Origin of the sequence: Klebsiella pasteurii (assembly GCF_018139045.1) — a bacterium.
Lineage (GTDB): Bacteria > Pseudomonadota > Gammaproteobacteria > Enterobacterales > Enterobacteriaceae > Klebsiella > Klebsiella grimontii.
Genome location: NZ_CP073236.1, coordinates 3,181,406 through 3,202,805 on the forward strand (window position 1 = coordinate 3,181,406; position 21,400 = coordinate 3,202,805).

General features: G+C 57.1%; 18 protein-coding genes and 1 tRNA gene. 13 read left to right on the forward strand and 6 right to left on the reverse strand.

What is annotated here, in order from left to right:
* The first annotated feature begins 7 nt into the window (after positions 1–7).
* From ureE to KCG39_RS14930, 4 genes are all read left to right on the forward strand, one after another.
* Positions 8–478: an urease accessory protein UreE gene (ureE, locus tag KCG39_RS14915; protein ID WP_004125362.1), complete on the forward strand. Its 471-nt coding sequence runs from the start codon at positions 8–10 to the stop codon at positions 476–478.
* A complete protein-coding gene (locus KCG39_RS14920; RefSeq protein WP_004125365.1) occupies positions 479–1,153 on the forward strand; it encodes an urease accessory protein UreF in 675 nt (224 codons plus the stop codon).
* An 8-nt stretch (positions 1,154–1,161) separates the two neighbouring features.
* Positions 1,162–1,779: an urease accessory protein UreG gene (gene ureG / locus KCG39_RS14925; protein ID WP_004105899.1), complete on the forward strand. Its 618-nt coding sequence runs from the start codon at positions 1,162–1,164 to the stop codon at positions 1,777–1,779.
* Between the two features lie 151 nt (positions 1,780–1,930).
* Positions 1,931–3,538, forward strand: coding sequence for a purine-cytosine permease family protein (locus KCG39_RS14930; protein ID WP_049114285.1), 1,608 nt, complete (start codon positions 1,931–1,933; stop codon positions 3,536–3,538).
* A gap of 46 nt (positions 3,539–3,584) precedes the next feature.
* On the opposite strand, the gene tsaD is transcribed toward KCG39_RS14930, so the two are convergent.
* Positions 3,585–4,598, reverse strand: a complete 1,014-nt coding sequence (gene tsaD, locus KCG39_RS14935; protein WP_004125376.1) for a tRNA (adenosine(37)-N6)-threonylcarbamoyltransferase complex transferase subunit TsaD — start codon at positions 4,596–4,598, stop codon at positions 3,585–3,587.
* 441 nt (positions 4,599–5,039) lie between these two features.
* Between tsaD and rpsU the strand changes: the two genes are divergently transcribed.
* From rpsU to KCG39_RS14955, 4 genes are all read left to right on the forward strand, one after another.
* On the forward strand, positions 5,040–5,255 hold the full coding sequence (gene rpsU, locus KCG39_RS14940; protein WP_001144069.1) for a 30S ribosomal protein S21: 216 nt from the start codon (positions 5,040–5,042) through the stop codon (positions 5,253–5,255).
* A 233-nt stretch (positions 5,256–5,488) separates the two neighbouring features.
* Positions 5,489–7,234: a DNA primase gene (gene dnaG, locus KCG39_RS14945; protein WP_032742204.1), complete on the forward strand. Its 1,746-nt coding sequence runs from the start codon at positions 5,489–5,491 to the stop codon at positions 7,232–7,234.
* A gap of 273 nt (positions 7,235–7,507) precedes the next feature.
* Positions 7,508–9,352, forward strand: a complete 1,845-nt coding sequence (gene rpoD / locus KCG39_RS14950) for an RNA polymerase sigma factor RpoD (RefSeq protein WP_004125383.1) — start codon at positions 7,508–7,510, stop codon at positions 9,350–9,352.
* A gap of 241 nt (positions 9,353–9,593) precedes the next feature.
* Positions 9,594–10,256, forward strand: a complete 663-nt coding sequence (locus KCG39_RS14955) for a TetR/AcrR family transcriptional regulator (protein WP_004125385.1) — start codon at positions 9,594–9,596, stop codon at positions 10,254–10,256.
* Positions 10,257–10,318: 62 nt separating this feature from the next.
* Here KCG39_RS14955 and mug read toward each other — a convergent pair whose 3' ends face one another.
* Positions 10,319–10,825 (reverse strand): G/U mismatch-specific DNA glycosylase, encoded by a 507-nt coding sequence (gene mug, locus KCG39_RS14960; RefSeq protein ID WP_004125394.1) that lies wholly within the window; start codon positions 10,823–10,825, stop codon positions 10,319–10,321.
* A gap of 124 nt (positions 10,826–10,949) precedes the next feature.
* Here mug and KCG39_RS14965 point away from each other — a divergent pair.
* Positions 10,950–11,025, forward strand: a tRNA-Ile gene (locus KCG39_RS14965).
* Between the two features lie 86 nt (positions 11,026–11,111).
* On the opposite strand, the gene KCG39_RS14970 is transcribed toward KCG39_RS14965, so the two are convergent.
* From KCG39_RS14970 to KCG39_RS14980, 3 genes are all read right to left on the reverse strand, one after another.
* Positions 11,112–11,435, reverse strand: coding sequence for a DUF1889 family protein (locus KCG39_RS14970; protein ID WP_071988240.1), 324 nt, complete (start codon positions 11,433–11,435; stop codon positions 11,112–11,114).
* Positions 11,436–11,574: 139 nt separating this feature from the next.
* Positions 11,575–13,488 (reverse strand): dihydroxyacetone kinase operon transcriptional regulator DhaR, encoded by a 1,914-nt coding sequence (dhaR, locus tag KCG39_RS14975; RefSeq protein ID WP_049114288.1) that lies wholly within the window; start codon positions 13,486–13,488, stop codon positions 11,575–11,577.
* Between the two features lie 103 nt (positions 13,489–13,591).
* Positions 13,592–14,689: a glycerol dehydrogenase gene (locus KCG39_RS14980; RefSeq protein WP_049114283.1), complete on the reverse strand. Its 1,098-nt coding sequence runs from the start codon at positions 14,687–14,689 to the stop codon at positions 13,592–13,594.
* Between the two features lie 596 nt (positions 14,690–15,285).
* On the opposite strand from KCG39_RS14980, the gene dhaK reads away from it, so the two are divergent.
* From dhaK to KCG39_RS15000, 4 genes are all read left to right on the forward strand, one after another.
* A complete protein-coding gene (gene dhaK, locus KCG39_RS14985) occupies positions 15,286–16,356 on the forward strand; it encodes a dihydroxyacetone kinase subunit DhaK (protein WP_049114281.1) in 1,071 nt (356 codons plus the stop codon).
* 10 nt (positions 16,357–16,366) lie between these two features.
* Positions 16,367–16,999, forward strand: a complete 633-nt coding sequence (dhaL, locus tag KCG39_RS14990; RefSeq protein WP_004125405.1) for a dihydroxyacetone kinase subunit DhaL — start codon at positions 16,367–16,369, stop codon at positions 16,997–16,999.
* A 10-nt stretch (positions 17,000–17,009) separates the two neighbouring features.
* A complete protein-coding gene (dhaM, locus tag KCG39_RS14995; RefSeq protein ID WP_004125408.1) occupies positions 17,010–18,431 on the forward strand; it encodes a dihydroxyacetone kinase phosphoryl donor subunit DhaM in 1,422 nt (473 codons plus the stop codon).
* Positions 18,432–18,498: 67 nt separating this feature from the next.
* Positions 18,499–20,148 (forward strand): glycerone kinase, encoded by a 1,650-nt coding sequence (locus tag KCG39_RS15000; protein ID WP_142468367.1) that lies wholly within the window; start codon positions 18,499–18,501, stop codon positions 20,146–20,148.
* Between the two features lie 339 nt (positions 20,149–20,487).
* On the opposite strand, the gene KCG39_RS15005 is transcribed toward KCG39_RS15000, so the two are convergent.
* On the reverse strand, positions 20,488–21,261 hold the full coding sequence (locus tag KCG39_RS15005; RefSeq protein WP_142468365.1) for a siderophore-interacting protein: 774 nt from the start codon (positions 21,259–21,261) through the stop codon (positions 20,488–20,490).
* Positions 21,262–21,400 lie beyond the last annotated feature (139 nt).

Sequence of the window (21,400 nt, forward strand, 5' to 3'; positions counted from 1 at the left end):
AGCGCACATGCTTTATTTAACCCAACGGGTGGAGACACCGGCGCAGGCCACCGCCAGCGTTACCCTGCCGATTGACGTGCGGGTAAAAAGCCGCATAAAAGTCACGCTTAACGATGGTCGTCAGGCGGGCCTGCTGCTACCGCGCGGCCTGCTGCTGCGCGGCGGCGATATTCTCAGCAACGAAAACGGCAGCGAGTTCATTGAAGTGATCGCCGCCGATGAAGCCGTTTCGGTCGTACGTTGCGATGACCCCTTTGTGCTGGCGAAGGCCTGCTATCACCTTGGCAATCGCCACGTACCGTTGCAAATTATGCCCGGCGAGCTGCGCTATCATCACGATCACGTCCTGGACGATATGCTGCGCCAGTTTGGTCTGGCCGTGGATTTCGCGCATCTGCCGTTTGAACCGGAAGCCGGTGCCTACGCCAGCGAGTCGCATGGCCATCACCATCATCACCATCATGAGCACAGCCACTAAATGCCGACGCCGGAAAAACGTCTGCGCTTGATGCAGCTTGCCAGCAGCAGCCTCCCGGTTGGCGGCTACAGCTGGTCCCAGGGGCTGGAGTGGGCAGTGGAAGCGGGCTGGGTAGCAGATACCGCCGCCTTTGAGCACTGGCAGCTGCGGCAGATGGAGCAGAGCTTTTTTACCGTCGACCTGCCGCTGTTTGCCCGCCTCTACCGGGCCTGCGAAGCGGGCGATCTGGCCTGCGCCCGGCGCTGGACCGCGTATCTTCTCGCCTGCCGGGAAACTCGCGAGCTGCGCGATGAAGAGCGCAACCGCGGCGCGGCCTTCACCCGGCTGCTGGCCGACTGGCAGCCGGACTGCCCGCCCGAGTGGCGCAAGCTGTGCCAGCAAAGTCAGCTAACCGGCATGGCGTGGCTCGGCGTACGCTGGCAAATCGCTATTCCTGACCTGGCCCTGAGCCTTGGCTACAGCTGGATTGAAAGCGCGGTGATGGCGGGCGTCAAGCTGGTGCCCTTTGGCCAGCAGGCGGCCCAGCAGTTGATTCTGCGCCTGTGCGACCGCTACGCGGCGGACATGGACAGCGCCCTTGCCGCCCCGGACGACGCCCTCGGTTCGGCGACGCCGCTTGCGGCTATCGCTTCCGCCCGGCACGAAACCCAGTATTCCCGATTATTCCGTTCTTAGGAGAAGGTATGAACATGATTAAGCAACCGTTGCGCGTCGGCGTCGGCGGCCCGGTCGGCTCCGGAAAAACCGCGCTGCTGGAAGCCCTCTGTAAAGCCATGCGCGACACCTGGCAGCTGGCGGTGGTCACCAACGACATCTATACCAAAGAAGATCAGCGCATTCTCACCGAAGCCGGTGCCCTGGAGCCTGAACGAATTGTCGGCGTCGAAACCGGCGGCTGCCCGCATACCGCTATTCGGGAAGATGCGTCGATGAACCTTGCCGCGGTGGAAGCGCTGAGCGAGAAATTCGGCAATCTCGATCTCATCTTTGTGGAAAGCGGCGGCGATAACCTGAGCGCCACCTTCAGCCCGGAGCTGGCGGATCTCACCATCTACGTGATCGACGTGGCGGAAGGGGAAAAGATCCCGCGCAAAGGCGGACCAGGGATCACCAAATCCGACTTCCTGGTGATCAACAAAACCGATCTTGCACCGTACGTGGGCGCGTCTCTGGAAGTGATGGAGCGCGATACCCTGCGCATGCGCGGCGAACGCCCGTGGAGCTTCACCAACCTGAAAAGCGGTGACGGCCTGCAAAATATCATCGCCTTTATCGAAGACAAAGGCATGCTCGGCAAGTAACCCCTGCACCATCCCGGCGCAGAGGTGTCGGGATGGTGCACGCCCTGCCCTCTCTTTAGCCATCCCCTTCATGAAGCCCTGATAGCGCCTGCCCTGCGATGTGGCATAAGGTTTGCTAATTCCAGTCATGCCTAACCATTAAGGAATGACTATGTCATCACTGGATATAAAAACTGATTTACCTGCGCAAACCAGTGCCTCCGGCTCCAAAGAAACGCTGGAAGATTATACCCTTCGCTATGCTCCGCTGAGCTTTCGCCGCTGGGGACCGGGGGTTGTGGCGGTGACCGCCTTAGGCGGCATCGCCTATCTGGCTGACTTTTCTATTGGCGCCAGCATCGGCATGGCGTGGGGCACCACCAATGCAATTTACGCGATCCTGCTGGCGGCGCTGGTTATTTTTCTTACCGGTATCCCGCTGGCGATTACCGCCGCGCGCTATAACATCGACCTTGACCTGATCACCCGCAGCGCCGGTTTCGGCTACTTTGGCTCGGTGATCACCAGCATTATCTTCGCCGGATTTACCTTTATCTTCTTCGCACTTGAAGGCTCGATCATGGCGCAGGGGCTGCTGGTAGGCCTGGGGATCCCGCTGTGGATGGGCTACCTCATTGCCACGCTGATGGTATTGCCACTGGTGGTCTACGGCATGAAGGCGCTGACTCGCCTTCAGGTCTGGACGACGCCGCTGTGGCTGGTCCTGATGGTGGTTCCGGTGGCCTGGCTTATCGCCAAAGACCCGGATCTGGTGGATGGATTTATGAACTTCGCCGGTAAAAACAACGCTGCAACGGTAGATTTAACCGCCATTATGCTCGGCGCGGGGGTGTGCCTGTCGCTGATCATGCAGATTGGCGAGCAGATCGACTATCTGCGCTTTATGCCGCCAAAAACCGCGGAAAACAGCAAAAGTTGGTGGCTGGCGGTGTTCTCCGCCGGTCCGGGCTGGGTCGTGTTAGGCGCGATTAAACAAATTATCGGCGCTTTCCTCGGCTTCTATCTGCTGACCCGCTTCCCTGCGGTGCACAACACCGAACCGGTGCAACAGTTCGTCAGCGTTTTCGATAACCTGGTCCCCGGTTGGCTGGCGCTCACCCTCGCGGTGGTGCTGGTGGTTATCTCGCAGATTAAAATTAACGTCACCAACGCCTATTCCGGCTCGCTGGCGTGGACCAGCGCCTGGACACGCACCACCAAGCGCTACCCGGGGCGGATTATTTTCGTCATCGTCAACCTGACGATTGCCCTTGCCCTGATGGAAGGCGACATGTTTAGCGCTCTGGCGTGGATCCTCGGCTTCTATTCTAACTTTGCCATCGCCTGGGTAGTGGTGGTCGCCACCGACATCACCGTCAACAAAGGGGTGCTGAAGCTGGCGCCGGCGCAGCCGGAGTATCGCCGCGGGATGATCTACAACGTCAACCCGGTAGGCGTGGTCTCTTTTGCCCTCGCGGCAGGCCTGTCGATTAGCGCCTTCTTCGGCCTGTTGGGCGAAACGCTGGCACCGTTCTCGCCGCTGATTGCGCTGGTGGTGGCTTTCGTGATGACGCCGGTCATGGGGATCGCTACCCGCGGGCGCTATTACATTAAACAGCACGATGACGGTATTGCCGAGCCGCGCTACGATGCGCAGGGTAACGCGTCGATCACCGTTTACCGCTGCCTGAGCTGCCGGGAAGAGTACGAACGTCCTGACGTGATGCATTCGCACAAGCACCAGGGGGCGATTTGTTCGCTATGTAAGAGTATGGAATAAGCAGGAAGGCAGGCCGACAGGACGTCGGCCTGTGAAACATCAGACGTTATGCCGCCGGGAGCTCAGCCAGCGGCCAGCGCGGACGAACGGTGACGCCGAGCTCCGCTTTCGCCCCGGAGTGCAGACGAACCATCCCGGCATAGGCAATCATCGCGCCGTTATCGGTGCAAAATTCAGGACGGGCATAGAAGACTTCCCCACCGCGCTTTTGCATCATTTCCGCCAGCTTCGCGCGCAGCGTACGATTAGCGCTGACGCCCCCCGCCATCACCAGCCGTTTAAAGCCGGTTTGTTCCAGCGCGCGGCGACACTTAATCATCAGCGTATCCACGACCGCGTCTTCAAACGCGCGGGCAATATCGGCGCGGGTCTGGTCGTCATCGCCGTTGCTGCGGATGGTGTTCGCGGCAAAAGTCTTGAGGCCAGAAAAGCTGAAATCCAGCCCGGGGCGGTCGGTCATCGGGCGCGGGAAGACAAAGCGCCCTTCGGTGCCCTGGGAGGCCATCTTCGACAGCATCGGGCCGCCGGGATAATCTAACCCCAGCAGTTTCGCTGTCTTATCGAAGGCTTCGCCCGCCGCGTCGTCAATCGATTCGCCTAGCAGTTCATACTGGCCAATGCCGGTGACGCTGATCAGCTGGGTATGGCCGCCGGAAACCAGCAGCGCGACAAAAGGATACTGCGGCGGATTATCTTCCAGCATCGGCGCCAGCAGGTGCCCTTCCATATGGTGTACCGGGATCGCCGGCACGTTCCAGGCGAACGCCAGCGATCGGCCAACCGTTGCGCCGACCAGCAGCGCGCCAACCAGGCCCGGGCCCGCCGTATACGCAACGGCATCAATCTCTTTTGCCGTCAGCCCCGCTTCTTTGAGCGCCGCCTGAATCAGGGGGACAGTTTTACGCACGTGGTCGCGCGAGGCCAGCTCAGGCACCACGCCGCCGTAATCAGCGTGCAATTTCACCTGACTATACAGCTGGTTGGCTAACAGACCTTTTTCGTCGTCATAAATGGCGATGCCGGTTTCATCGCAGGATGTTTCAATTCCCAGTACACGCATGGCTAGTTTTACCTCGTTTCAATACCGCGCAGTGTAGGACCAATGCGGATTGATGTATACCCTAAGAATTTCAGGTCGCGGGAAGGCAGCGACGCAGCACATCCCCCGGAGCGTACGGAAAGTACGTGACTGGGGTAAGCGACAAATCTGTCAGGAACAGATTTGAACGTCGTGGAACGACGGCCCGTAAGGGCGAGTCTCATGGATGAGACTCGTAACTCAAAAGCCAACGCCCCTGCGGGCTGAAAGACGACGGGTATAAAACTTTCCTCACCCCTGGCGTTCACTTCGTGTATACTCCCTGTCCTTATAAAAGTCCCTTTCAAAAATCGCGTCGGTGCTTTACAAAGCAGCAGCAATTGCAGTAAAATTCCGCACCATTTTGAAATAAGCTGGCGCTGATGCCAGCGGCAAACCGAATTTATCAAAGGTGAGAGTTACATGCCGGTAATTAAAGTACGTGAAAACGAGCCGTTCGACGTAGCGCTGCGTCGCTTCAAACGTTCATGCGAAAAAGCAGGTGTTCTGGCGGAAGTTCGTCGTCGTGAGTTCTATGAAAAACCGACTACCGAACGTAAACGCGCTAAAGCTTCTGCAGTGAAACGTCACGCGAAGAAACTGGCTCGCGAAAACGCACGCCGCACTCGTCTGTACTAATCTGTTGGGAGCCAGGCTCTCAATTCAGACCGAGTTGTAGTTGTAAGGCCGTGCTTCCGAAAGGAATGCGCGGCTTATTTTCGTTTATGCATTAGCATATACACTACACCATTCAGGATGCTCTCAGGCAGCAAGGGAGTGAGTCCCGGCGCTTACTCAAGTAAGTGGCAGGGGTGAACGAACTCAGCCGACGCAGAGGCAAGCTGAAGGCTCAAGTGTATAAAACGGGGCATATGGCTGGACGAATCCCACGAGTATTTATCAATGACCTGCTGGCGCGCACCGACATCGTCGATCTGATCGATGCCCGGGTAAAGCTGAAAAAGCAGGGCAAGAATTATCACGCGTGCTGTCCGTTCCATAACGAAAAAACCCCCTCTTTCACCGTCAACGGTGAAAAACAGTTTTACCACTGCTTCGGCTGCGGTGCGCACGGCAACGCTATCGACTTCCTGATGAACTACGACAAGCTCGAGTTCGTGGAAACCGTCGAAGAGCTGGCCGCCATGCATAATCTTGACGTGCCGTATGAAGCAGGTAGCGGACCCAGCCAGATCGAGCGCCATCAGCGGCAAAATCTCTATCAGCTGATGGATGGTCTGAACACGTTTTATCAACAGTCTCTGATGCAACCCGCCGCCGCCCCCGCGCGCCAGTATCTGGAAAAACGCGGCTTAAGCAGTGAGATCATTACGCGTTTTGCGATTGGATACGCCCCTCCCGGCTGGGATAACGTCTTAAAACGTTTTGGCGGTAATCAAGAAAATCGCCAGTCGCTGATTGATGCAGGCATGCTGGTCACGAACGATCAGGGGCGCAGTTACGACCGCTTCCGCGAACGGGTGATGTTTCCCATCCGCGATAAGCGAGGCCGGGTGATTGGTTTTGGTGGTCGCGTGCTGGGTGACGCCCTGCCGAAGTACCTGAACTCCCCGGAGACCGATATTTTCCATAAAGGCCGCCAGTTGTACGGTCTTTATGAAGCGCAGCAGGACAATGCTGAACCGTCCCGCCTGCTGGTGGTCGAAGGTTATATGGACGTGGTGGCGCTGGCGCAATTCGGCATCAACTATGCCGTTGCGTCGTTAGGAACGTCGACGACAGCTGACCATATTCAGCTGTTGTTCCGGGTCACCAATCAGGTGGTTTGCTGCTACGACGGCGACCGGGCTGGCCGCGATGCCGCCTGGCGCGCGCTGGAAACGGCGCTGCCGTATATGACCGACGGGCGTCAGCTACGCTTTATGTTTCTGCCGGATGGCGAAGATCCGGATACGCTGGTGCGCAAAGAGGGGAAAGACGCATTTGAAGCGCGGATGGAGCAGGCTCAGCCGCTCTCCACGTTTTTGTTCAACAGCCTGTTACCGCAGGTGGATTTGAGCACCCCGGACGGCCGCGCGCAGCTGAGTACGTTAGCCTTGCCGCTGATAACGCAGGTGCCGGGTGAAACGCTGCGCATTTACCTGCGCCAGGAGTTAGGCAATAAGCTGGGGATTTTAGATGATGCGCAGCTTGAACGTTTAATGCCAAAACAGTCTGAAAATGGCATCCAGCGCCCCGCTCCGCAGCTAAAACGCACGACCATGCGTATACTGATAGGGTTACTGGTACAAAACCCGGACCTGGCCCCGCTGGTACCGCCTCTCGAAGGGCTGGACCCGCGTAAAATGCCTGGACTTGGTTTGTTCAGCGAACTGGTTAACACCTGCCTGGCACAGCCGGGCCTGACTACCGGACTGCTTTTAGAGCAATATCGCGGCACAAATGAAGCCGCAACCCTTGAAAAACTGTCGATGTGGGACGATATAGCAGATAAGGATATTGCTGAAAAAACCTTCACCGACTCGCTCAACCATATGTTTGATTCACTGCTGGAACTGCGGCAAGAAGAGTTGATAGCTCGCGACCGCACTCACGGTTTAAGCAGTGAAGAACGCCGGGAACTCTGGACTATCAGCCAGGAACTGGCCAAAAAATAAACGAAAGATTAAATCATTCAAGTTGTATCAAGGCAGCAAGAGAACGTCCCCCTGGAAAGCAACATAAGCCCATGGGCAGGATGAGGGAACGTAGCTAACGCAGAGACAACTTGAAGGATGAAGTATTTAACGGCTTAAGTGCCGAATATCGTTCGGGAAGACCCCGACAGCCGCTCGAGGCGCAGCGGCAATAATATAAGTACGCCCTCGCTTTAAATGTTGGCAGTTCGCCTGCTTACACCAATCAAACGAATTAAGTGTGGATACCGTCTTATGGAGCAAAACCCGCAGTCACAGCTGAAGCTTCTTGTCCAACGTGGTAAGGAGCAAGGCTATCTGACCTATGCCGAGGTCAATGACCATCTGCCGGAAGATATCGTCGACTCCGACCAGATCGAAGACATCATCCAAATGATCAACGACATGGGCATTCAGGTGATGGAAGAAGCGCCGGATGCCGATGATCTCTTGCTTGCTGAAACGAACAACAATACCGACGAAGATGCGGAAGAAGCTGCCGCGCAGGTTCTCTCCAGCGTTGAGTCTGAAATCGGACGCACAACCGACCCGGTGCGCATGTACATGCGTGAAATGGGTACCGTCGAACTGCTGACGCGCGAAGGCGAAATTGACATCGCTAAACGCATCGAAGACGGGATTAACCAGGTCCAGTGCTCAGTTGCGGAATACCCGGAAGCGATCACCTATCTGCTGGAGCAGTACGATCGCGTTGAAGCGGAAGAAGCACGCCTGTCCGATCTGATCACCGGCTTTGTCGACCCGAACGCTGAAGAAGATCTGGCGCCAACCGCCACTCACGTCGGTTCTGAACTCTCTCAGGAAGAGATGGATGACGACGAAGACGAAGATGAAGAAGAAGACGACGACAGCAGCGATGACGACAACAGCATCGACCCTGAGCTGGCGCGCGAGAAATTCGCCGAGCTGCGTACGCAGTACGAACTGACCCGCGACACCATCAAAGCGAAAGGTCGTAGCCACGCCGCAGCGCAGGAAGAGATCCTCAAGCTGTCTGAAGTGTTCAAACAGTTCCGTCTGGTGCCAAAACAGTTCGATTATCTGGTTAACAGCATGCGTGTCATGATGGATCGCGTTCGTACTCAAGAACGTATCATCATGAAGCTGTGCGTTGAACAGTGCAAAATGCCGAAGAAAAACTTCATCACTCTGTTCACCGGCAACGAAACCAGCGAAACCTGGTTCAATGCGGCCATCGCCATGAACAAGCCGTGGTCAGAGAAGCTGCTTGACGTGAAAGAAGACGTTCAGCGCGGCCTGATGAAACTGCAGCAGATTGAGCAAGAGACCGGCCTGACCATTGAGCAGGTAAAAGATATCAACCGTCGTATGTCCATCGGTGAAGCGAAAGCGCGCCGTGCGAAGAAAGAGATGGTTGAAGCGAACCTGCGTTTGGTTATCTCGATCGCCAAGAAATACACCAACCGCGGTCTGCAGTTCCTCGACCTGATCCAGGAAGGCAACATCGGTCTGATGAAAGCGGTTGATAAGTTTGAATACCGCCGCGGCTACAAGTTCTCCACCTACGCAACCTGGTGGATCCGTCAGGCGATCACCCGTTCTATCGCAGACCAGGCGCGCACCATCCGTATTCCGGTGCATATGATTGAGACGATCAACAAACTCAACCGTATTTCCCGCCAGATGCTGCAGGAGATGGGCCGCGAGCCGACGCCGGAAGAGCTGGCCGAGCGTATGCTGATGCCGGAAGATAAAATTCGTAAGGTGCTGAAAATCGCCAAAGAGCCGATCTCCATGGAAACGCCAATTGGCGACGATGAAGATTCGCATCTGGGAGATTTCATCGAGGATAACACCCTCGAGCTGCCGCTGGACTCTGCCACCACCGAGAGCCTGCGCGCCGCCACCCATGACGTTCTGGCTGGCCTGACCGCCCGTGAAGCGAAAGTCCTGCGTATGCGCTTCGGTATCGACATGAATACCGATCACACGCTGGAAGAAGTGGGTAAACAGTTCGACGTTACCCGCGAACGTATTCGTCAGATCGAAGCGAAGGCGCTGCGTAAACTGCGCCATCCAAGCCGCTCTGAAGTGCTGCGTAGCTTCCTCGACGATTAATTTCGCCGCGTGCCGCAAAAAGCCAGTCATATGACTGGCTTTTTTTATGTCTGAACAAAACATATTTATTTAAGAAATATTAAAACCCCATTCGAAAACCCCTAAAAATACATTCAGGCTATATTCTTAATTACTTCTTTATCGGCATATAAACAACTGGACTCATCGTTTTACGTTTGTACCATGGGTTTATGGATGGCCCGGAGAGCATAAAACGGAAGATAAATCATAGGGAAATTAAATGAATAGCAAGCGTAAAATTCAATTGGCTGATTTTAATAGAAAGGTTATTTTAACCACGTCTAATACCTTATTTCTCAACCGCGGAATAGAAAGTACCACCATGGATGAGATCGCCCATGAAGCGGGTTTTAGCAAAACAACGCTTTATACCTATTTTGAAAATAAAAAAGACATTCTGGATCATCTTATCCTGGAGGGAATGGAGCGTTTCTATCAGGAGGTGATAAAAATAGCCAGTCGGCAAAATTCATTCCGCGAGTTTTATCGCGAGCTATGCCATGCGCTGATCGCTCTCCACGAAACGAGCATTGCCTATTTTCCCGCTATCACAGGGCAAATCGCGAATTATGAAAAAATCACTAAAAACAATAAAGCGTTGAAGAGTATCTCTATGATTGGTGAACAAATAAACCATATTATCGCCGCGCAAATCACCGGCGCCGCCGAAAAAAAAGAGATCGGGCTGAATGCTTCCGCCGCGGACGTCACAATGCTGTTCTGGCTCTGCCTGACCGGACTCGTGGAAAAATCCTCGCATAGAGAATCCTATTTTTTACGTCACCTTGAGAAAGACCGAAAATCCTTTCTCGACTTCGCTTTTGACTCAATATTATTAATGATAGAAAAAGGGAATGTTAGCGATAATGTAAAAGCTGGCTAAAGCCACGGACTTTAGCCAGCGCGGCTACGCGACGACCAACCCCCCTAGTCGTCCGCAGCTCATTATAGCCCTCGCGTGGCCAGCGCCTCGTCGAGTTCCCGGTAGGCCTCCACCAGCTTATCCAGCGTCGCCCGGTTGAGGCCGCTGGGATTCGGCAGCACCCACACTTCCGTCGCGCCAATGGTCACCTGCTGCTTGCCCCATTTTACGCCACGCGCCTGAAACGCTTTCTCAAAGGCCTGTTTACCGAGGATCGCCAGCGCACGCGGCTGATACTCTTCCATTTTCCTGACCAGCTCCCGGCCACCGTCTCGGAGCTCCAGCAGCTCGACCTCGCTGGCCTGCACCGTTGGGCGCTCGACGAGCATGGTGATCCCGCAGCGAGTATCCAGCAGCTGAAGTTCCTCCTCGGGCTTCAGCAGACGGTCGGTAAAGCCGGCCTGGTGAATCACCTTCCAGAAGCGATTTCCCGGATGGGCAAAATGAAAACCGGTATGGGCGGAAGACTTCCCCGGATTGATACCGCAAAAAACGACCCTCAGGTCCGGCGCCAAAATATCGTTAATCATGTTTTCCCCAGCTCAATACCTAAAAGGTCATTATAAAGGATTGAAAATGCGTTGTTTATAAAAACAGCAGGCGTGCGTTTTAGGCTGGATTGCGGGGAACAGTTACTTTATAATCCTTCGCCACGGCCCCTTAGCTCAGTGGTTAGAGCAGGCGACTCATAATCGCTTGGTCGCTGGTTCAAGTCCAGCAGGGGCCACCAGATACAGCAAGGGCTGACGAGAAATCGTCAGCCCTTTTTGCATTATGCGGCCCCATCGGGGCGCCACAGCTTAAAATGAGGTCAGGTTACACCAGCGCCTGCAGCTGTTCGCGCATATAGACGGTGAAGTATTCCGGGTTTTTAATGACGATCCGCTTACCAGAGGCAATTTTGTCCGCCCATCCGGCGACTTTTTCCGTGAACCCGACATCCCATCCCTCCTTTTCACCCCGGGCCGTGACCTCGGCAGGGTTCGCCGGTACGCCTAGTTCATGCAAATACTTCAAAATTCCCTTAGCGGTACTTTCATCCATAGTATTTGGCACCGACAACGAGGTGTTCATACCACCAATAAAATCCAGGGCTTTATCGATTGCTGTTGGCATGCTCTTATCCTTAAAATTAACCACGTAATGAACATGCTTACACTATGGACCCATCTTTGCCGGGATATCAAAGAGATCGTTGCCTTTCTTTGATTCAGACCGCAGCTAAACGCTTGCGTGCTGCTTTTCTGCTCGACTATTCCGTATCACTCCCTACAGGAAACTACTCCATACGTCCGCGCTTAAACTGACCGGCGTCGATATCGTAGTGCTTCATTTTGCGCCACAGCGTGGTGCGGCCGATATTCAACAGCTGCGCCATCTCCTGCACCCGACCGCTGGTCACCCGGGCGGCATGGATAATCGCCTCTTTCTCAATGGCGCTGAAGGTCAGGCTGGTGGGCAGCAGCGAAGAACCCGTGTCGACCCCGGGCCGCTCGGCAAACAGATATTCCGGCAAATTACTCAGGCGGATATGGCCGTTATCGCTGCTAATGGCGATATTCTCGATAACACTGTTCAGCTCAAAATCATTGCCCGGCCAGGAGTAGGCCACCAGTTGCGCCAGCGCATCATCATCTACCTTCAGCCGCGAGGAGAAGCGCTTTTCCAGGCTCTTAAGGCGATTGTGCACCAGCGAGGGAATACTGTTGCGCCGCGCTCGCAGCGGGGGAATAACGATTTCAAAAGAGTGCAGCGCGTAGTAAAGCTGGCGGCTAAAGCGGTTTTGCTCCACCAGATTGGCAAGATCGACGGTAGTGGTGGCGATCACTTTGACGTCCACCGGGATCAAGCGACGGGCGTCCAGACGGGTTAATACCCCCTGCTTGATTACCTGCAGCAGCGCGGACTGCAGCTCCGGCGCCAGATATTCGATTTTTTCAAGAAACAGCGTCCCGCCGTTGGCCAGCTCAAGACGGCTAAGGCGACCGTTTTCATCGTCCGTCGGCGCGCTGCCCATAAAATCCTGGCCCAGGACACTGTCGGCATACAGCTGGCAGTTGACCGCGATATACGGCCCGCCGCCCCGCTCGCTCTCATTGTGAATCGCCTGGCTGAGCAGCTCTTTGCCCACCCCCTCTTCACCGCACAGCAGCACCGGGAAAGCGCCACGCGCCGCCTGGCGACCAAAGTGAATCAGCCGCCGGGTTTCCGGGTCGTCCGCCGACATCTGTTCAAAGGTATGGCTCACTTTGCCAAGCTGGCTGGTCATCAGTTGGCGCATCTGCTCGACCGGATGCAGCAGCAGAATAAAGCTGTTGCCCTGCTCTTCGACGATTGGCTTGAGCGTAATTACGGCGTCGACAAACTGATGCTGGCTCTCAAAGGTGACTTCCACATGATTCAGCCCACGCGCGTGCTTAATAGCCCGGCGCAGCAAGGCCGGCAGCGTCACCAGCTCATTGATGTTTTTCCCCTGGCTGGCCTGGGCATCAAGATGCAGCAGTCTCGCGGCCTGCACGTTAAGAAATTGCAAAACTCCCTGCTCATTCCACGCCATCACCCCGTCATCCATACTCTCCAGTAGACCGTACATCTGGTTAAGATGGCGATTCGACTCTGACAACAGGCTGTCGGTGAGCAGTGAGTTACCGACTTCCCGCGCGATAGCCAGGGTCAGGGAGAGATCCGGCGAAGCCTGCTCTTCGGCCAGGCAGCACAGGGAAATGGAACCGAACAGGCGCCCGTGGTTATCAAACACCGGCGTGGAGCTAAACGACCATCCGTGCAGCGCATGTTTAAAATGCTGCTCGCCCGTCGTTTTGACCGGCTGCCCGAGCATGGAGGCCAGAGAGAGCGCGCAGCTGCCGATAATGCTTTCCGCGCAGTAGCTGCCGTCACGAAATCCCAGCGCCGCCAGTTGGTCGAGGGTCTGCGGATCGCCGCAGCGGCTGAGAATACAGGCGGACTCATCAAGGATAAACAGCGCGCAGGGGCGGTTATCCATAAACTCCCAGGCATCTTCCAGCGCCGCCTGGCCAATCGTCAATAGCGCGGTCTTGCGCCGGCAAATCGATTCGAAGGTCAGCCCCTGCGCCTGATGCGGCGTCTGCCAGGTTTCCCGCTGCATAAACTTACTGCAGCGATGCCACGACTGGGTTATCACCAGGGGAAAGCTCTGAGTCTGCGCAGTCATATCCATTTCCGCTGTTACATAAACGACAACCCCTCCGGCGGCGACCGCCAGAGGGGGATAAACGCCCCTTCTCATCAACGAAGCGGGACAGGACCACGATAAATTAACGCGCCAGCCACTGCTGTCCAAGCAGATCGGCGGTCAGAATCGCCGCATGTACGCTCTGCACGCTGACCGGGAACGGCATGTTATGAATGGTTTCCCCTTCCGCACAGGTCGCTTTAGCAACTGCCTGAATTTTCTCATCGATGCCCTCTTTAACGCCCATTTGCGCCAGCGTGACCGGCAGGCCGACGGTATGGCAGAAGTTCAGCACCGTTTCGATCTCTTCCATCGGGCTATTTTGCAGCACCAGCTGCGCCAGGGTACCAAAGGCCACTTTCTCGCCATGGTACAGATGGTGACACTCTTCGAGGATGGTGAAACCGTTGTGAATGGCGTGCGCGGCGGCCAGACCGCTACTTTCAAAGCCGATACCGCTGAGGTAGGTATTCGCTTCAACGATGCGTTCCAGCGCATCGGTCACCACCCCGGCCTGGGCGGCGAGGCGGGCTTTTTCGCCTTCCGCCAGCAGCGTATCATAGCACAGGCGCGCCAGGCTCAACGCCGCCGCCGTCGACTGGCCGCCCGCCATGCTGGTGGCTCTGGCGTCGTAGCAGGCCTTGGCTTCAAACCAGGTTGAAAGCGCATCGCCCATCCCGGCCACCAGCAGGCGCACCGGGGCTTTGGCGATAATCGCCGTATCCATCACCACCATATCCGGGTTTTTCGGGTAAATCAGATACTCTTCAAACTCACCGGCTTCGGTGTAGATAACCGACAGCGCGCTGGTTGGCGCATCGGTGGAGGCGATCGTCGGGATCACCACCACCGGTAGCTTCTGGTAGTAGCCAATGGCTTTCGCCGTATCGAGCGTCTTGCCGCCGCCGATACCCACCACGCCGCGGCAGCCGTGCAGCTTCAGAATGGCGATCAGGCGATTGATCTCAACGTGGCTACACTCGCCGTTGAAGCGCTCCGCATGGCAGCTGATGTTGTGGCTGTGTAAACCTTCCAGCACTTTTTCTCCCGCCAGCTTCATTACGAAGTCATCGGCAATCACGAAAAAGCTGTCCGCCAGGTTTTTGGCGTATTGCCCAAACAGCGTGGATGCATCTGGTCCCTGGAGATATTTGGCTGGAGATTGAATAACTTTTAGCATTCCGTTCACCCTCAAATAAGTGCATGTTTTGACATGATGGGCCCCGGTATTTCCCCGTCCGGCCATGTATTAAAGGCGGGAACGAAAGCGCTACCTGAGCGATGCCATCACTGTAGGGCGAGCCGCGGGCAAAAAAATCTTTCCCCTTTTTGTCCCGATTTGAAACAGCACATAAATTTTATTGTTCCATATTGGAACATGAATTCACATGAAACGGTGGGATTGCGATCTCGATCCGCCCCTTCGACGCAAAAGAAGGCCACTAAGCGGGCGAGCGTCGACGTTTTTCACCGTCATGGGCGGCAAGAAAGGGCAAAATTATTTCTTTACGCAAGTCTTGCAGGCAGGTGAAGCGAGATGAAATAGCCGCTTTAGCTCGCATTTTTTCATTTCCCGGTGCAAAAGCGTTTCATTTCGGAACAAAAATGAATAATTACGTTTCGTAATGAAACTCCTTTTATCGCAGTTTTTTTCCCCGCTAACTCAGCCAGAATCATTACATCGCCCGATATCGCACATCGTCAGGCGGTACCCCTACACGATGACCGCCTCCATCAGCAGAGAGGCCGCATCGAAACTCCGACGGAGAATAAACAATGAAGAAACTGATTAACCGTGTCGAAGATGTCCTGAGCGAACAACTGGCTGGTCTGGCAAAAGCGCACCCTGAACTGAGGCTGCACCAGGACCCACTCTACGTTACCCGCGCCGATGCGCCGGTGGCCGGGAAAGTGGCGCTGCTCTCCGGCGGCGGCAGCGGTCATGAGCCGATGCACTGCGGCTATATCGGCCATGGCATGCTCTCCGGGGCCTGCCCGGGGGAAATATTCACCTCCCCGACGCCGGATAAAATGTTTGAGTGCGCCATGACTATCGACGGCGGCGAAGGCGTGCTGCTGATTATCAAAAACTACACCGGCGATATTCTTAACTTCGAAACCGCCACCGAGCTGCTGCACGAAAGCGGCGTTAAGGTCACCACCGTGGTGGTCGATGACGACGTGGCGGTGAAAGATAGCCTCTACACCGCCGGACGGCGCGGAGTGGCCAATACCGTGCTGATTGAAAAACTGGTGGGCGCGGCCGCCGAACGCGGCGACTCGCTGGAATCCTGCGCCGAACTGGGGCGCAAGCTCAACAACCACGGCCACTCTATCGGCATCGCGCTCGACGCCTGCACCGTGCCGGCCGCCGGGCAGCCCTCATTCGAACTGCAGGACGATGAGATGGAGTTCGGCGTCGGCATTCACGGCGAACCGGGCATCGACCGCCGCCGCTTCACCTCCCTCGATCGCACCGTTGACGAAATGTTCGATACCCTGCTGGAAAACGGCGCCTATAGCCGCACGCTGCGCCACTGGGACAACGTGAAAGGTGCGTGGCAGGAGGTATCGCAAACCAAGCAGGCGCTGCAAAAAGGCGATCGGGTTATCGCGCTGGTCAACAATCTCGGCGCCACGCCGCTGTCCGAACTCTACGGTGTCTATAACCGTCTGACGCAGCGCTGCGAGGAAACCGGCATCGTTATCGAACGCAATCTTATCGGCAGCTACTGTACCTCTCTGGATATGGTGGGTTTTTCCATCACTCTGTTAAAAGCCGATGACGAGACGCTGGCATTATGGGACGCCCCGGTTCACACCCCGGCGCTGAACTGGGGAAAATAAGGAGCACGACATGTCATTAAGCAGAACGCAAATCGTAGACTGGCTCTATCGCTGCGGCGATATCTTCACAAAAGAGAGCGATTTTTTGACCGGTCTGGACCGGGAAATCGGCGATGCCGACCACGGCCTGAATATGCATCGTGGTTTCAGCAAGGTGGTGGAAAAGCTGCCGTCGATTGCCGATAAAGACATTGGTTTCATTCTTAAAAATACCGGTATGACGCTGCTCTCCAACGTCGGCGGGGCCAGCGGCCCGCTGTTCGGCACCTTCTTTATTCGCGCCGCCCAGGTGACCCAGGCCCATCAGAGCCTGACCCTGGAAGAGCTTTATCAGACCTTCCGCGAAGGCGCGGAAGGGGTGGTGAATCGCGGCAAAGCCGAACCGGGGGATAAAACCATGTGCGACGTCTGGCTGCCGGTGGTGGAATCGCTGCGCCACTCCAGCGAACAGCACCTGTCGATACAAAGCGCCCTTGATGCTGCCTGCGAACAGGCGCAAACCGCCGTCCACGCCACCATCGCCATGCAGGCCCGTAAAGGGCGGGCCAGCTATCTGGGCGAACGCAGCATCGGGCATCAGGATCCGGGCGCAACCTCGGTGATGTTTATGGTTCAGATGCTGGCTGCTGCAGCTAAAGAGTAAGGAAAACGCGATGGTAAACCTGGTTATTGTTTCTCATAGCGCCCGTCTGGGCGAAGGTGTCGGAGAACTGGCCCGGCAGATGTTAATGAACGATGGCTGCAAGCTGGCGATCGCCGCCGGCATTGACGATCCCGCCAGCCCGATCGGCACCGATCCGATTAAGGTAATGGAAGCCATTGAATCCGTCGCCGACGCCGATCATGTGCTGGTGATGATGGATATCGGCAGCGCCCTGCTGAGCGCCGAAACCGCGCTGGATCTGCTCGATCCGGTGATTGCGGCGAAGGTCAGGCTGTGCGCGGCGCCGCTGGTTGAAGGGACGCTGGCGGCGACGGTGAGCGCCGCAGCCGGAGCCGACATCGACAAGGTGATCGAGGACGCCATGAATGCGCTGGAGGCAAAGCGCGTACAGCTCGGGTTACCATCGCAACCGCAGCCCCCTTCGCTGACCGCCGCGCTGGCCGATGACCGCGACGCGCGCTCGGTTTCCGTAGTGATTCAAAACCCTAACGGCCTGCACGTTCGCCCGGCGTCAAAGATGGTCGCCGCGCTGGCGGGATTCAACGCCGACCTGGTGCTGGAGAAAGAGGGAAAGTGCGTCACGCCGGATAGCCTCAACCAAATCGCCCTGCTTCAGGTGCGCCGGAACGATACCTTAAGGTTGCTGGCCCGCGGCCCGGACGCCGACGCCGCGCTGGCGGCATTCCAGGCGCTGGCGGCGGAGAACTTCGGCGAGCAAACGGAGGCAACGCCCGCTTTGCAGCCCACCCGTGCCGCTCGCGTTCAGGGCCAGGTCGTACTCTACCCTCGGCCTCAGAACAGCGTTACGCGGGAAAAGATCGCCGCCATCGGTCAGCAGCAGCTGCGCCTGAAAGGGGCTATTGATCGGACGCTGGACGATCTTAGCGCGCTGACGGCCCTGGCGGAGGAGAAATATTCCGCCGACATCGCGGCGATCTTCTCCGGGCATCATACTCTGCTCGATGATCCTGATTTATATACAGCAGCGTGCGAGATCGTGCGCGACGAGCAGTGCAGCGCGGAGTGGGCGTGGCATCAGGTGCTGAGCGATTTAAGCCAACAATATCGCCATCTCGACGATGCCTACCTTCGCGCCCGCTATATTGATATTGAAGATATTTTGCACCGCACGCTGCGTCACCTTAACGAGAGCAGCGAAGCGCTGCCGCAGTTTAGCGCGCCTTCAATCCTCGTTGCCGACGATATCTTTCCCTCTACCGTCGTGCAGCTCGACGCCCGTCAGGTTAAGGGGATCTGTCTGCAGGAGAGCAGCGAGCACGCTCACGGCGCCATTATCGCCCGCCAGGCGGGTATCGCAATGCTTTGCCAGCAGAGCAATGTGCTGACGACGCTGCAAAATGGCGAGACCGTCACCCTTGATATTCCCGGCAAACGCGTGATTCGCGGCTAACCTGCCCCCATCTTTCCGCCCCGGAGGCTGCCTCCTCCGGGAACTCGCTTAACTTTCAGGATCCGTTATGTCTCAATTCTTTTTTAATCAGCGCGCCAACCTCGTCAACGACGTGATTGAAGGAACCATTATCGCCAGCCCGTGGAATAACCTGGCGTGGCTGGAGAGCGATCCCGCCATTCGCGTGGTGGTGCGTCGCGATCTCGACAAAAACAACGTGGCGGTGATCTCCGGCGGCGGTTCCGGCCACGAGCCGGCCCACGCGGGCTTTGTCGGTAAAGGCATGCTGACCGCCGCCGTCTGCGGCGATCTGTTTGCCTCGCCGAGCGTCGATGCGGTGCTGACCGCTATCCAGGCGGTGACTGGCGACGCAGGCTGTCTGCTGATCGTCAAGAACTACACTGGCGATCGTCTGAACTTCGGTCTCGCCGCGGAGAAGGCGCGCCGCATGGGCTATAACGTTGAAATGCTGATCGTTGGCGATGATATTTCGCTGCCGGATAATAAACATCCGCGCGGCATCGCCGGGACAATTCTGGTGCATAAAGTGGCTGGCTACTTCGCCGAACGCGGGCACAATCTGGCGACCGTGCTGCGCGAAGCGCAGTATGCCGCCGGACATACCTTCAGCCTCGGGCTGGCCCTTGCCAGCTGCCATTTGCCGCAGGATGCGGAAGCGGCCCCGCGCCATCATGCGGACCAGGCCGAGCTGGGCATGGGGATCCACGGTGAACCGGGCGCATCGGTCATCGCTACCCAGAACAGCGCGGAAATCGTTACGCTGATGACGGAGAAGCTCAGCGCCGCCCTGCCGGAAACCGGTCGTCTGGCGGTGATGATCAATAATCTCGGCGGCGTATCGGTTGCCGAAATGGCGATTTTGACCCGCGAGCTGGCGCATACGCCGCTGCATCAGCGTATCGACTGGCTGATAGGCCCGGCTTCGCTGGTGACCGCGCTGGATATGAAAGGTTTCTCCCTCACCGCCATCGTGCTGGAAGAGAGTATTGAGAAGGCGCTGCTTTCCGCGGTAGAAACTGCCGGCTGGCAGACGCCGGTACAGCCGCGCGCGGTCAGCGTGATGCCGTCCTCGCTGCGCAGTACGCGGGTGGAATTTGCGCCCTCGGAGAATAGCGTGGTTGCGGACTACGTTGAGCGGGTGACCGGCACGCTGTCCGATCTTGAAGCGGACCTCAACGCGCTGGATGCCAAAGTCGGCGACGGCGATACAGGCTCCACCTTCGCCGCCGGCGCGCGCGACATCGCCGACTTGCTACAGCGTCGCCAGCTGCCGTTGGCTAACCTCGCTACGCTATTCGCGCTGATTGGCGAGCGTCTGACCGTGGTGATGGGCGGCTCCAGCGGCGTGCTGATGTCGATTTTCTTTACCGCCGCCGGGCAGAAACTGGAACAGGGAGCAAGCGTCGCCGAAGCGCTAAACGCCGGGCTGGCGCAGATGAAGTTTTACGGCGGCGCCGATGAAGGCGATCGGACCATGATTGACGCCCTACAGCCGGCGCTGGCGGCGCTGCAGGCCGAGCCGGATAATCTGCGGGCGGCTTTCGCAGCGGCCCAGGCGGGGGCGGATCGTACGCTTCACGCCAGCAAAGCCAACGCCGGGCGCGCGTCGTATCTCAACAGCGATAGCCTGCGCGGCAATATGGACCCCGGCGCCCATGCGGTGGCGATGGTGTTTAAAGCGCTGACGCAGAGATAATCCCCCTGCTCGCGCTGCGCTTAGCAGGGCTACAGGTTCACCCTCGTCTGCGGGCTGGTCGCCCGGACAGATGCGCAGCATCGCCTCCGGGAAAATCAGCCGCTCTGCGCTCTGCTCCCGCGGGCGGCGCAAAGCGCCTGCCCGGGCTACGGGTTCACCTCCGTCTGCGGGCCGGTAACCCGGACAGATGCGCAGCATCGCCTCCGGGAAAATCGGCCACTCTGCGCTCTGCTCCCGGGGGCGGCGCTTAACGCGCCTTGCCCGGGCTACGGGTTCACCCCCGTCTGCGGGCCGGTAGCCCGGGTAAGGCGCCAGCCGCAACCCGGGTTTTCTCTGCTCTTACTTGTTGTGCCAGTAGGCCTGCGAACGCACCAGCTGCGGATCAATCTCTTCGCCTTCAAAGCGAGCCAGCAGCGACTTCACCGCCGCGCCTTCCCCGGTCAGCCAGATAAAATAATCGTCCGCCGGAACCACCACCTGCGCCAATTTTTCGGCCACGACGGCTGGGTTATGCCCCACCACCCACTCGATATTAAAGCCATCAAGATCGGCCAGGTAATCTTGATAAGACTCATCGCTAATGGTGACGATCGCCGTGACCTGCGGGCGCGTCGGAAGCTGCTGCAATCCGAGGAGACGGCGGCGCAGCGCGGGCATTCCGGACTCATCGGTCACGTACAGCTGCCAGGCGTAATCTTCCGGCACCACCAGCGAACCGCGCGGGCCGCCGATCACCAGCTTATCGCCCGTTTTCGCCGCCAGCGCCCAGCTGCTGGCAATGCCGCCATCGTGAATAAAAAAGTCGTACGCCAGCTCATGACGCCCGGCGTCGTACAGCGGCGTATAGTCGCGGGTCGCCGGACGCACGCCATCGCACCAGTTAATACCTTCATCCGTCACCTCCGGCGGCGTGAACGCAGCGCCCGCGGCCGGGAAAAAGAGCTTGGTGTGGTCGTCAAACCCCTGGGAAACAAAGCCTTCCAGCGCCTCTCCGCCCAGCACGACACGCTGGAATGCGCTGCCGATACGCTCGACGCGCAATACGGTTAACTCACGGAAGCGCAGTTCATTACGTACGCGCTGCGGGTATTTGGGGTGTCTGGTCGTTGTCATCTTTCATCGCCTTCGTGAACGGAATAGATATATCTAAAAATCTTGCAAATGATAATGATTGCCATTAAAAAAGAATGCAAGCATTTTTTGATATAGTCATAGAAAAACGCCAAAAAAGCCAAAGTCAAAAATTAAATCG